Source organism: Mesorhizobium sp. B2-7-1 (assembly GCF_006440735.1).
Classification (GTDB): Bacteria; Pseudomonadota; Alphaproteobacteria; order Rhizobiales; family Rhizobiaceae; genus Mesorhizobium.
The window spans coordinates 41,777-55,108 of record NZ_VFUA01000021.1; the positions used below are offsets into that span (position 1 = coordinate 41,777).

10 protein-coding genes are annotated in these 13,332 nt (G+C 64.7%); all 10 read left to right on the forward strand.

What is annotated here, in order from left to right; genetic code table 11:
* Nucleotides 1-40 precede the first annotated feature (40 nt).
* The 10 genes from FJ471_RS11215 (at nt 41) to FJ471_RS11260 (ending at nt 13,221) form a co-directional block, all read left to right on the forward strand.
* On the forward strand, nt 41-1,075 hold the full coding sequence (locus FJ471_RS11215) for an amino acid ABC transporter substrate-binding protein (protein ID WP_140803215.1): 1,035 nt from the start codon (nt 41-43) through the stop codon (nt 1,073-1,075).
* A gap of 81 nt (nt 1,076-1,156) precedes the next feature.
* Entirely contained in the window at nt 1,157-2,320 is a 1,164-nt protein-coding gene (locus FJ471_RS11220) for an ABC transporter permease subunit (protein WP_140803216.1), read from the forward strand.
* Nucleotides 2,321-2,323: 3 nt separating this feature from the next.
* Nucleotides 2,324-3,403: an amino acid ABC transporter permease gene (locus tag FJ471_RS11225; protein ID WP_140803217.1), complete on the forward strand. Its 1,080-nt coding sequence runs from the start codon at nt 2,324-2,326 to the stop codon at nt 3,401-3,403.
* 11 nt (nt 3,404-3,414) lie between these two features.
* Nucleotides 3,415-4,170: an amino acid ABC transporter ATP-binding protein gene (locus FJ471_RS11230; protein WP_140803218.1), complete on the forward strand. Its 756-nt coding sequence runs from the start codon at nt 3,415-3,417 to the stop codon at nt 4,168-4,170.
* 53 nt (nt 4,171-4,223) lie between these two features.
* Entirely contained in the window at nt 4,224-5,627 is a 1,404-nt protein-coding gene (locus FJ471_RS11235; protein ID WP_140803219.1) for an FAD-binding oxidoreductase, read from the forward strand.
* 199 nt (nt 5,628-5,826) lie between these two features.
* Complete coding sequence (locus tag FJ471_RS11240; RefSeq protein ID WP_140803220.1) at nt 5,827-7,497, forward strand: thiamine pyrophosphate-binding protein; 1,671 nt, start codon at nt 5,827-5,829, stop codon at nt 7,495-7,497.
* Nucleotides 7,494-9,590 (forward strand): hydantoinase/oxoprolinase family protein, encoded by a 2,097-nt coding sequence (locus FJ471_RS11245; protein ID WP_140803221.1) that lies wholly within the window; start codon nt 7,494-7,496, stop codon nt 9,588-9,590. Before FJ471_RS11240 ends, FJ471_RS11245 begins: the two co-directional genes overlap by 4 nt.
* Nucleotides 9,587-11,203, forward strand: a complete 1,617-nt coding sequence (locus FJ471_RS11250) for a hydantoinase B/oxoprolinase family protein (protein ID WP_140803222.1) — start codon at nt 9,587-9,589, stop codon at nt 11,201-11,203. The genes FJ471_RS11245 and FJ471_RS11250 overlap by 4 nt, the downstream gene beginning before the upstream one ends.
* Nucleotides 11,203-12,405: a pyridoxal phosphate-dependent aminotransferase gene (locus FJ471_RS11255; RefSeq protein ID WP_140803223.1), complete on the forward strand. Its 1,203-nt coding sequence runs from the start codon at nt 11,203-11,205 to the stop codon at nt 12,403-12,405. Before FJ471_RS11250 ends, FJ471_RS11255 begins: the two co-directional genes overlap by 1 nt.
* A gap of 3 nt (nt 12,406-12,408) precedes the next feature.
* Nucleotides 12,409-13,221 (forward strand): NAD(P)-dependent oxidoreductase, encoded by an 813-nt coding sequence (locus FJ471_RS11260; RefSeq protein WP_140803224.1) that lies wholly within the window; start codon nt 12,409-12,411, stop codon nt 13,219-13,221.
* Nucleotides 13,222-13,332 lie beyond the last annotated feature (111 nt).

Consider the following 13,332-nt stretch of genomic DNA (forward strand, 5'->3'; position numbering starts at 1 on the left):
AACAAGAAACGGAACAACCTCAACAGTGGAGACAATCAAAATGAAAATGATCAAATGGGGGGCCGCTGCCATGGCCCTGGGCCTCGTGCATCTGGCAGCACCCGCGGAAGCTGCCGGCGGCAAGACGCTCGAAGCCGTCAAGGCGCGCGGCATGCTCAACTGCACCGGCCATGACGGCTCCTATCTCGGCTTTGCCGAGGTGGACGACAAGGGCAACTGGAAGGGCATGGACATCGACCTTTGCAAGGCGGTGGCGACCGCCGTGTTCGGCGATCCGGCGAAGCTCAAGATCGTGCCGATCAGCTGGGCGCAGCGCTGGCCCTCGCTGCAGTCGGGCGATGTCGACATCATCATCAAGGCCTCGGGCGGCACGCTCAGCCGCGACACCGAGCTCGGCCTGCAATTCTCCATGTCCTATTACCTCGGAACCACCAAGGTGATGGCGCATAAGGAGCTCAACCTGAAGTCGCTCAAGGACGCCAATGGCGGCACGATCTGCATTCCCGCCGGCACTTCGCAGGAACAGCAGGTCGCCGCCTACGCACAGAAGCTCGGCATCAAGCTCGAGCCGGTGCTGATCGAAAAGACCGAAGAGCTCGAACAGGCCTATTTCTCCGGGCGCTGCGATCTCTATGCGCAGTGGGGTCCGACGCTGGCCATCGCCCGCATCGCCAAGAGCAAGGTCGAGGACCATGTGATCCTGCCCGACGTGCTCGCGGTCGAGCCTGAAGTGATGATCATGCGCCAGGGCGACGACAACTGGGTCGACATCGCCAACTGGACGCTGAGCACCCTGATCTTCGCCGAGCAGGAAGGCATCACCTCCAAGAATGTCGACGAGATCAAGGCCAAGCCGACCTCGCCGCAGGTGGCGAAGTTCCTCGGCGTCACGCCCGGCATGGGCAAGGGCCTCGGGCTTTCCGACGACTGGGCCTATAACGTCATCAAGAAGGTCGGCAATTACAGCGAGATCTTCGAGCGCGATCTCGGCAAGGATTCGCCCTACAAGATGGATCGCGAGCTGACCAATTTGTGGAACAATGGCGGTGTCCTGTTCCCGCTGGTGATCGACTGATCCTAGTCTGAACCTGTCCCGCTCGGGCTCCGTCCGGCTTCGGTCGGACGGAGCCGGCAGCTATTCGAGAAAGATCGGTCGATGGTCAGCCTGCTGAGAAATCAGAAGGTCCGCAACGCGCTGTTGCAGGTCCTCTATGTCGGCTTGCTCGCGGCGCTGGTGCTCGCCGGCGTCGTGATCGCGCGGCGAAATCTGGCCGAGCAGGGGATCACCTCCGGTTTCGACTTTCTCTACAAGTCGACCGGCTGGGACGTGAACTTCTCGCTATTGCCTGCCACGGCCAACGATCCCTATTGGTGGTTCTTCCTTATCGGCATCATCAACACGCTGTTCCTCGGCACCGTCGGGTTGATGCTGGCGACGCTGGTCGGAACGATCGTCGGCCTGGCGCGGACCTCGTCTAACGAACTGGCGCGGCTGCTCGGCCGTACCTATGTCGATATCTTCCGCAACATCCCGCTGATCCTCCAGGTCTTCTTCTGGTACGCCATCATCACGCATTTGCCGACGCCGCGCGCAGCGCATGAGGCATGGGGCATGCTGCTGACCAGCCGCGGCCTTTACGTGCCGGTTCCGAATGTCGGCGGCATCGCCTTTGCGGCGGCGATACTTGCCGTGATCTCGGCAATCGCGCTCCCGCTCTGGCTCGGCCGGACCTCGCGCCTGAGCCAACCATTCGGCGAGCGGCTCGGCATTCAACTGGCCGCGGCGGCGACGGCGCTGGCCACCGCTGCCGTCATCCTGGCGCTCGGTCGCCTGCCGGACGGGCCGATGCTCGACTTCCCCACCTTGCGAGGCCTCAACCTGCAGGGCGGCCTGCGCATTCCGCCGGAGTTTTCCGCCCTCGCTATCGCCATTGCCATCTATGGCGGCTCCTACATCGCCGAGATCGTGCGCGGCGGCTTCAAGGCCGTCGGCAAGGGCCAGATGGAGGCGGCGCTCTCGCTGGGCTTGAGCCCGTGGCGCGTGTTCACGCTGGTGCGGCTGCCGCTGGCGCTGCGCGCCATGCTGCCGATCCTCGCCAACCAGTATGTCTGGCTGATGAAGGCGACGACCATGGGCATCGCCGTCGGCTTCACCGACTTCTTCATGATCGTGGCGCTGACCATCAACCATTCCGGCCAGACGCTGGAAGTGATCGGCATCCTGATGGCCGGCTTCCTCGCCATCAATCTCAGCCTCGCCGCGATCTTCAACCGCATCAACAAAGCCATTGCCCTGAAGGGCAATCAACTGAGGGGGTGAGGCATGGAGATGGTCGTTGTCGCGCCCCCTGCCCCGGGGAAGATCGAAGATCTGAAGCGCCGCTTCTTCGCGACGCCGCTTCAGGCCCTGCTGTCGCTGATCTCGCTGGCGGTCATGGCTTTCATTGCCTGGAAGCTGCTCAACTGGGCGGTCTTCTCGGCCGTCTTCACGACGAGCGGCGGACCCGAGGCCTGCCAGGCCGCGGCCGGCGCCTGCTGGTCGGTTATCGCGGCAAGGTGGCGCATCATCCTGTTCGGCCTCTACCCCTTCGATGAGCAATGGCGCTCGGCGCTGGCCTGCGTCACCGTCGTTGTGATGACCGTGCTGAGCTGCCTCCCGGCCTTCTGGACCGGACGCCGCATCGCGCTCGTCTGGGGAGCAGGCACGGCCCTCTATTATGTGCTGATGAAGGGCGGCGTGCTTGGGCTGCCCCAAGTCGGCGAGGAAGCCTGGGGCGGCCTGGCGCTCACCCTCTTCATCTTCGTCACCACCTGCCTGATCGGCTTTCCGCTGGCGATCTGCCTGGCTCTGCTGCGCCGCTCGGAGCTTCCCTGGATATCGCGGACCACCGCCCTCATCATCGACGGGGTCCGTTCGCTGCCGCTGATCTCGATCCTGTTCACCTTCGCCATCGTGCTGCCCTTCGCGCTGCCGCAATGGTTGGTGGGCGACAAGCTTTATCGCGTCATCCTCGGCTCCGCCCTGTTTTTCTCCGCCTATCAGGCCGAGATCGTGCGCGGCGGCATGCAAGGCGTTCCGGCGGGACAGGAAGAAGCCGCCATGGCGCTCGGCATGAGCTACTGGCAGCGCATCGGCCGCATCCTGTTGCCGCAGGCGATGCGCAACGCGCTGCCGGCGACGATCAACCAGTTCGTCATCTCGTTCAAGGAGACCTCGCTTGTGGTCATCGTCGGCTTCTTCGAGATCCTGGCCTCCGGCAACGCCGCCTACGGCACCGGCGAATGGCGCTTCGCCTATGTCGAGGTCTATGCCTTCATCGCCTTCATCTACTTCGTCTTCGTCTTCAGCCTGTCTCGCTACGGCGCCTTCCTCGAGCGCCGCATGTCGGTCGGCGAACGGTAAGGAGGCGGCATATGAACTCGAGCAAAGTCTCAGGACCGGCGGTCCGCATCGAAAACCTCGACAAATATTACGGGACATTCCATGCATTGCGGAAGGTGAACCTGTCCGTGGAGCGAGGCGAAAGGATCGTCGTCTGCGGTCCTTCCGGCTCCGGCAAGTCCACCATGATCCGCTGCATCAACCGGCTTGAAGAGCACAATGGCGGCCGCATTACCGTGCTCGGCACCGAACTCGACGACGATGTCGCCAACATCGACGGGATCAGGCGCGAAGTCGGCATGGTGTTCCAGCACTTCAACCTGTTCCCGCATATGACGGTGCTGGACAACTGCATGATCGCGCCGATGATCGTGCGCAAGCTGCCGCGCGCGGAAGCGGAGGCGACCGCCCGGCGCTATCTCGAGAAGGTCCGCATCCCCGAGCAGGCGATGAAGTTTCCCGGCCAGCTCTCCGGCGGCCAGCAGCAACGCGTGGCGATCGCGCGGGCGCTTTGCATGCAGCCGCAGATCATGCTTTTCGACGAGCCGACCTCGGCGCTCGATCCGGAAATGATATCGGAGGTGCTGGACGTGATGGTGACGCTCGCCGCCGACGGCATGACGATGATCTGCGTCACGCATGAAATGGGCTTTGCGCGGCGTGTCGCCGACCGGGTGGTCTTCATGGACGGCGGCGAGATCGTCGAGGAGGCGCCGCCGGAAGAGTTCTTCACCTCTTGCCGCAACGAACGCACGCGACAATTCCTGTCGCAGGTCCTGGGTCATTGAGCCGGACGGTCTTACTGTCTATACGCGGCTCATCCCACATCTCAGGTACCCAGATGGTTGATCTCGTTAGCGCATTGCAGGCAGTCCTCGGGCCGAAAGGCTGGCTTTCGGGTAGCGATGCCGACCCCTACCGCCGCGATTGGCTCAACCGCTATGGCGTGGCGCCTCTTGGCGTTGCCAGGCCCGCCAGCACCGTGGAGGTGGCGGCAGTCGTAAACATATGCAGGGAGGCAGGCGCGGTGGTGATCCCGCAAGGCGGGAACACCGGTCTGTGCGGCGGCGCCGTCGCCGATCAGGCGAACGCGGTGATCGTCTCGCTTTCGCGCATGACGGCGATCGGCGAACCGGATCTGGAGAGCGGGTCGATCCTCGTCGATGCCGGCGTCGTGCTGGCCGGGTTGCATGAGGCGCTGGAACCGCATGGCCTGATGTTTCCGATGCATCTCGGCGCCGAAGGCAGCGCCAGGATCGGCGGCCTGATCGGTACAAATGCCGGCGGCAGCCAGGCGTTTCGCTTCGGCATGATGCAGGACCTGGTGCTCGGCCTCGAGGTCCTGATGCCGGATGGCACGGTGTGGGACGGACTTCGCGCCGTGCAGAAGGACAATGCCGGCTACCAGCTGCGCAAGCTGTTCTGCGGTTCGGAAGGCACGCTCGGCATCGTGACGCGCGCGGTGCTCAGGCTTTATCCCACGCCGAAGCAGCAGGCGAGCGCGCTTCTCGTCATGTCCGATTTCAGCGCCGCCGTGTCCTTCGGCGCCTTCCTGCGTGGCGAGGCCGGAGAATTCCTGGCCGGCCTCGAATTCTTTTCGGATGTCGGCCTGACGCTCGCGCTCAAGCATCTGCCGGACCTCGCCTATCAGCTGGAGACAAGAGGCGACGTCTATCTGCTCGTCGAGATGGCGTCGGGCTCGACGCGCGTCCCTCTCGACGACATCCTGGCTTCGGCGCTGGAATGGGGCATGGAGCAAGGCCTCGTCGTTGATGGCGCGCTGGCCAATTCGGGTGCGCAGCGGGCGCAGTTCTGGCGCCTGCGCGAGGAGCAGCCGGAGGGCCAGCGGCTGGAGGGCGAGCAGCTCAAGCACGACATCTCCGTGCCGCCGGGCGCGATCGCGCGCTTCATCGAGGCGGGCGCGAAGCTATGCAACGACATTCTTGCGGGCGTGCGGATCAATCCGTTCGGCCATCTCGGCGACGGCAACATCCACTACAATCTGTCGCCGCCGGAAGGCCGCGCCGATTTCGACGGCAAGGCGGCAGCATTCGCCGAGGCGCTGGCCGCTTTAGCCACCGACATGGGCGGCAGCTTCGCTGCCGAGCATGGGCTCGGCCGCGCCAAGATCGCCATGGCCGACCGCAATCGCAGCTCGACCGAGCGGATCCTCATGGCGCGGCTCAAGCGCGCATTCGATCCGCAAGCCACGATGAACCCTGGTGTTTTGGTGCGGGTTCCATAGAGCAATTCCAGGAAAAGTGTGAGCGATCCGGTTCGGTGCCTTCGCCGTAACCTTCCGTTCGGAATTGCGTCAACGCACTAGCAAAGAAAAACTTTCGTATGGATCGCATTTCTTGATTTCGCGCCGGCCCACCGCGGTGCAGGTATAGTTGCGAGGGCAGGCTCGGTCCGCTTGCCGCCAGCTAAGAGGATGTCGAAGCATGGTCCGCAATGGCGGTCGCCTTCTTGTCGAGTGCCTGATCGCCTTGGGCGCGACCAAGAGCTTCGGCGTTCCCGGTGAGAGCTATCTCGCCGTTCTCGACGCCCTGCACGATACCCATGGCAAGTTGGACTATGTGCTCTGCCGCAACGAAGGCGGCGCGTCGTTCATGGCCTCCGCCTATGGCAAGCTGACGGGATCGCCCGGCATCTGTTTCGTGACGCGCGGCCCGGGCGTGACCAATGCCAGCATAGGCGTGCACACGGCGATGCAGGACTCCTCGCCGATGATCCTCTTCGTCGGCCAGGTCGGCACCGACATGAAGGGCCGCGAAGCTTTCCAGGAGATCGACTACCGGGCGGTCTACGGGACCGTCGCAAAATGGGCGGTCGAGATCGACGACGTCGCGCGGCTCCCCGAGATCGTCGCGCGCGCCTGGACCACCGCCTTGACCGGCCGGCCCGGCCCCGTCGTCGTCGCACTGCCCGAAGACATGCTGACGACCCTGACCGAGGCCGCGCCGCTCAACGGCCCTGCTTCGATCTTCGAAGCCGCTCCGTCGCAGGATGCCGTTGCGTCGGCGCTTGAGATGCTGGCTGCGGCCGAGAGGCCGGTGCTCCTGATGGGCGGGACCAACTGGACCGCGGACGGACGCGCCGCGCTCCAGGCCTTCGCCGAGGCTTCCGACATCCCGGTCGTCGCCGCCTTCCGCTACCAGGACCAGTTCGACAACCATTCGCCGGTATTCGTCGGCGAAGCCGGCGTCGGCATGGTGGCGCACGTCAAGACGCTGATCCGCGATGCGGATGTGATCCTGGCCGTCAATGTCCGCTTCGGCGAGATGACGACGGACGGCTACACGCTGCTCTCCGTTCCGGTGCCACGCCAGAAGCTGATCCATGTCCACGGTTCCGACCGCGAGATCGGCAAGATCTACGTGCCCGCGATTGGCATCCACGCCGGCCCGAACGCTTTCGCCAAGGCGCTGACGCCGGTAAAGGGTGACTGGGCCAACTGGCGCGCGACGGCGCGCAAGGCCTATGAGGGCACATTCGCGGCGCCGGTCCAGCCCGGTCCCGTCGACATGGTGGCGGTCAGCACCTGGCTGCGCGAGACTTTGCCGGCCGATGTCATCCTAACCAACGGCGCCGGCAATTTCACCGTCTGGCCGAACAAGTTCTTCAAGTTCGGACGCCAAGCGCGGCTGCTCGCGCCGCAATCCGGCGCCATGGGCTACGGCCTGCCGGCGGCAGTTGCAGCGAAGGTCGCCTATCCAAGCCGCACGGTCGTCTGCTTTGCCGGCGACGGCGACTTCCAGATGAATTGCCAGGAGCTCGGTACCGCCATGCAGGCCGACGCTCAGCCGATCGTGCTGATCATCAACAACGGCATTTATGGCACGATCCGCGCGCACCAGGAACGCAACTATCCGGCCCGCGTCTCGGGCACCTCGCTGGAAAACCCGGACTTCGTGGCGCTGGCAAAGGCCTATGGTTTTCACGCCGAGCGCGTCGAAACCACCGGGGATTTCGCGGCGGCGTTCGGGCGTGCGCTGCAGTCCGCGACCGGCGCCGTCCTCGACATCGCCATCTCGCCCGAAGCGCTCACGCCCCGGCAGACCCTTTCCCAGATGCGCGACGCCGCGCTTGCTTCGCAGAAGGCCAAGGCATGACCTCCAGATCAGACGACATCCGTCTCGGCGCGGACATCGGCGGCACCTTCACCGACATCGCCCTCGATGTCAGGGGAACGATGTTTTCGACCAAGGTGCTGACCAATTATGCGGCGCCCGAGCAGGCGATCCTCGACGGCATCGACGTCGTCATCCGCGACGCCGGCATTTCGGCAGCCGAGATCGGCATCATCATCCATGGCACGACGCTCGCAACCAACGCGCTGATCGAGCGGCGCGGGGCCAGGACCGCGCTGGTCACGACGGAAGGTTTTCGCGACGTGATCGAGATGCGGACGGAGAACCGCTTCGAGCAGTATGATCTGAACCTGCAGCTGCCGATGCCGCTGATCCCGCGCGAGGACCGCTTCACCGTCAGGGGCCGCATCGGCGCCGAAGGCCAGGAATTGCAGCCGCTCGACGAGGCTGCGCTGGAGGAGATCGCCGATCGGATCGCGGCCGGCAATTTCGGCTCGGTAGCGATAGGATTCATCCACGCCTACGCCAATCCCGACCACGAGCGTCGCGCGCGCGAAATCCTCTCGCGAAAACTCACCATCCCGATTTCGATCAGCGCCGACGTCTCGCCGCAGATGCGCGAGTTCGAGCGCTTCAACACGGTCTGCGCCAACGCCTATGTGCGCCCGCAGATGGCCGACTACCTCGCCCGCCTGCAAATCCGCCTGAAGGACATGGGCGCCGACTGCCCGGTCTTCATGATCCATTCCGGCGGGGGCCTGATCTCGGTCGAAACTGCTTCGGAATTTCCGGTACGGTTGGTGGAATCCGGCCCTGCGGGAGGCGCCATCTTCGCCGCCGACATCGCCCGGCGCTTCGGGCTTGAAAAGGTCGTCTCCTACGACATGGGCGGCACTACTGCAAAAATCTGCCTGATCGAGGACTATGCGCCCCGCACGGCGCGGACATTCGAGGTGGCGCGCACCTACCGCTTTTCCAAGGGTTCGGGCATGCCGATCTCCATTCCGGTGATCGAGATGATCGAGATCGGCGCCGGCGGCGGCTCGATCGCCTGGGTCGACGCCATGGGCCGCATCCAGACCGGACCGGAAAGCGCCGGCTCGGAACCCGGCCCAGCATGCTACGGCCGCGGCGGCAAGCGCCCGGCGATCACGGACGCTGACCTCGTTCTCGGCAAGCTCGACCCCGACAATTTCGCCGGCGGCGCGATCAAGCTCGACACGGCCGCGTCCGAGCAGGCCATCTTGCGCGATGTCGGCGAGCGCCTGTCGCTGAATGCAATTTCGACCGCCTTCGGCATCTGCGAGGTGGTGGACGAGAACATGGCCAATGCCGCCCGCGTCCACGCCGTCGAGAATGGCAAGAACATCTCCGACAATCTGATGATCGCCTTCGGTGGCGCGGCGCCCCTCCACGCCGCAAGGCTTTGCGAAAAGCTCGGCATCGACCAGTGCATCGTGCCGCGCGGGGCCGGCGTTGGATCGGCGATCGGCTTCCTCAAGGCGCCATTCGGCTATGAGGCGCTTGCCTCGAAGCTAACGCGCCTGTCTCGCTTCAAGTCAACGGAAGTGAATGCCCTGCTCGCCGACCTCAAAGCCTCCGCCGAGGGGTTTGTACGCACCGGCGCCAGCGGAAAAATCGTCTGCGAGATCACCGCCTTCATGCGCTATGCCGGCCAGGGCTGGGAGATCCCCGTACCGCTGGCGGACGAATCGTTCGGCGACGATGCGGTGGCCAAGCTCAAGAACCTCTTCGAGGCGAACTACCAGCGCTTCTTCGGCCGCGCCATCGAAGGCCTCGACGGACTGGAGATCGAGATCGTGACCTGGTCGGTGAAGGCGACGGATGTTCGTCCTGCCGTCACGCGGCACGAGCTGACCACGGGCAAGAAGACCAGCCAACCGGCCACCACCCGCGCGGTGTTCGATCCGGCGACCGGCGCGCCGCAGACCTACGGCATTGTCGAGCGCGACACGCTTTGCGCCGGCGACCGCGTCGCGGGCCCTGCCGTCATCGTCGAGCGCGAGACTTCTACCGTCGTCACCACCAGCTTCGACGCCGTCATCCAGAGCGACGGCGCGATACTCCTGATCCGCAAAGGCAGCCAGGCATGAGCGATATTGGCGAAATTCGCATGCAGGTCATGTGGAATCGGTTGATCTCGGTGGTCGAGGAGCAGGCGCTAACCTTGCTGCGCACCGCTTTCTCGACCTCCGTGCGCGAATCCGGCGACCTGTCGGCCGGCGTGTTCGATCCGCGCGGCCAGATGCTGGCGCAGGCAGTCACCGGCACGCCGGGCCACGTCAACACCATGGCCGAGGCCGTGCTGCATTTCATGAACGCGATCCCCCGCGACGAGATGTTCGAGGGCGACACCTATGTCACCAACGATCCCTGGCTCGGCACCGGCCATCTGCACGACATCACCATGGTCTCGCCGTCCTTCCTCAATGGCGAGCTCGTTGCCTTCTTCGCCTGCACGGCGCATGTCGTCGATGTCGGCGGGCGCGGCTTCGGCGCCGACGGCAAGTCGGTCTATGAGGAAGGCATCCAGATCCCGATCATGAAGTTCGCGGAAAAGGGCAAGGTCAATCTCGACCTCGTCCGCATCCTGCGCGCCAATGTCCGCGAACCCAACCAGGTGGTCGGCGATTTCTATTCTCTGGCCGCCTGCAACGAGGTCGGTCACCGGCGCCTCGTCGACATGATGAGGGAGATCGGCCTCACCTCGCTCGACGGTCTCGGCGACTTCATCTTCTCACGCACCCGGGACGCCATGCTCGAACGCATCAAGGCGCTGCCGAAGGGAAGCTGGTCGAACGAGTTGGTGACCGACGGCTATGACGAGCCGATCAAGCTCGCGGCGACGGTCTCCGTCCGCGACGACCATGTCGAAGTCGATTTCACCGGCACCGATCCGATGAGCCGCTGGGGCATCAACTGCCCGATCATCTACAGCAAGGCCTATGCCTGCTATGCGCTGAAATGCATGGTGGCGCCCGACATCCCAAACAACGCCGCCTCGCTCGCCTTCTTCACCGTCTCGTCGCCCATCAACATCCTGAATGCCGTGCGGCCGGCGCCGGTAGCGCTTCGCCATATCTTCGGCCACATGGTTCCCGATCTGGTGCTCGGCGCCTTCTCCAAGGCGTTGCCAGGAAAGATCCTCGCCGAAGGCGCCGGCGCGCTCTGGAACATCCATATTTCGGCGCGGCCCGTCGCCGGCGCGTCCGGCCGTCGCGCCGAGGTGCTGATGTTCAACTCCGGCGGCATGGGCGCCCGCCCCGAACTCGACGGCCTGTCGGCAACGGCTTTTCCGTCCGGCGTGCACACCATGCCGATCGAGGCGACCGAGCATACCGGTCCGATCGTCATCTGGCGCAAGGAGCTGCGACCCAATTCCGGCGGCGACGGCGAATTCCGCGGTGGCCTGGGACAGATCATCGAGATCGCCGCGACCGACGGCCACGAGTTCGACTTCTCGGCCATGTTCGACCGCGTCAATCATCCGGCCCACGGCCGCGAGGGCGGCAAGCCGGGCGTTGCCGGCATCGTCAACCTCGACGACGGCACCAGGATGCGCCCTAAGGGCTGGCAGCATGTGCCGGCGGGGCGCCGGCTGATCCTCGAGCTGCCGGGCGGCGGCGGCTATGGCGATCCGGCCAAACGCAATGCGGCCGCGCGAGCCAATGACCGGTCCAAGGGTTACATCACGGAGAACGACTGATGAGCTATGTTGCCTCGCGCCTCTCGGCGGTGAAGCCCTCCGCGTCGATGGCCGCTTCGCAGGCCGCGAAGGCGCTGCGCGCCAAGGGCGTCGACGTGATCAACCTCGGCCTGGGCGAGCCCGATTTTCCGACGCCGCATCACATCGTCGAGGCCGCCCATTTTGCGGCGAAGGCTGGCCAGACGCTCTACACGGCCGCTGCCGGGACCGCCGAAGTGCGCGAAGCCATCGCTGGAAAATTCCGGCGCGAGAACGGGCTGGACTACACAGCCGACGACATCGTCGTCGCCAACGGCGCCAAGCAGATCATCTTCAACGCGCTGATGGCGACATTGGAGACCGGCGATGAGGCGATCCTGCCTGCGCCCTACTTCGTCTCCTATCCCGAAATGGTGAAGCTGCTCGGCGGCACGCCGGTTGTCGTCGAGTGCCCGCAGACCGCCGGCTTCCGGCTGACGCCGGCGCTGCTGGAAAAGGTAATCACGCCAAGGACAAAGTGGCTTTTCCTCAACATGCCCGGCAATCCCTCCGGTGCGGTCTATTCTCAGTCCGACCTCAAGGCGCTCGGCGCGGTGCTGGCGAAGCATCCACAGGTGCTCATCCTCTCCGACGAGATATACGAGCACATCCTTTTCGACGGGCGCGAATTCATCTCCTTCGGCAAGGCCTGCCCCGAGCTCAAGGACCGCACGCTGATCGTCAACGGCGTCTCGAAATCCTATGCGATGACCGGCTGGCGCGTCGGCTATGCGGCCGGGCCGGCGCCGCTTCTCAAGGCGATGTCGACAATCCAAAGCCAGTCCTGCACGTCTGTCTGCTCGATCGCGCAGGCCGCGACGGTCGCAGCGCTCAACGGCCCGCAGGACGAGGTCGCGCGCTTCCGCCAGGCTTTCGAGCGGCGCCGCGATCTGGTCGTCGACGGCATCCGCAAGATCAACGGCCTGACGCTGTCGCCGCCGGAGGGCGCCTTCTATGCTTATATCGGCTGCGCCAGCCTGATCGGCCGCAAGACGCCCAAGGGCGCCGTGCTGGCGGACGACGCAGCCGTGTCGAACTATCTTCTCAACGAAGGCCGGGTGGCGTCGGTGCCGGGCGTCGCCTATGGACTGTCACCCTATTTCCGCATCTCGACCGCGACCGGCGATGAGGTGCTGACCGAAGCGATCGCGCGGATCAACGCCGCTGTCGCGCAAGTGGAGTAAGTGATGCCGCATTACGAACGTATCCTGATCACCGGCGCTGCCGGCCGCCTCGGCTCAGTGTTGCGCAAGGGCCTGGCGCCGCTGGCTAAGACGATCCGCCTGGCGGGCCGCGAACCGTTCGGCGATCTTGCGCCGCACGAGGAGGAAGCGGTGTTCGATCTCGCCGACATGGACGCCACGATCGCGGCGACCAAGGATTGCGACGCGATCGTGCATTTCGGCGGCGCGCCGCTCGAATGCGAATGGCAGACGATCCTCGATTCCAGCATCCGCGGCTCCTACCACATCTATGAAGGCGCACGGAAACACGGCGTCAAGCGCGTCATCTACGCCTCGTCGGTGCATGCCATCGGCTATCACGAGATCGAGGCGCATATCGGCGTCGACGCGCCGGTACGCCCCGACAGCCTCTATGGCGTGTCGAAGAATTTCGTCGAAAGCTTGAGCCGGCTCTATTGGGACAAGTTCGGCATCGAGACCGTGTGCCTGCGCATCTTCTCGTCCTTCCCCGAACCGGCCGACCGCCGCATGCTGTGGTCGTATCTCTCCTTCGCCGATTGCGTACGGCTGGTCGAGGCATCGCTTACCGCGCCGCGCGTCGGCCACACCATCTCCTTCGGCATCTCCGACAACAAGCTGAAGATGGTCGACAACAGCGGTGCGGACCACCTGGGATTTATCCCGCAGGACAGCGCCGAGCCGTTCCGCGCCGCCGTCGAGGCGAAGACCCCTGTTCCCGATCCGAAGAAACCGTCGGTGAAATATCTCGGCGGCTGGTTCTGCGAGCTTGGCCACCCCGACGATAAGCCGGCGTGAGCACCAGCTGACATCCGGTCGCGGAACTGTGGAGGTCGTCCTTGGGTTGAAACCAGCGCATTCAGCCCAGGGTGGACGGGCGAGATCCACAACGGCGTGGCCCGCAGCACG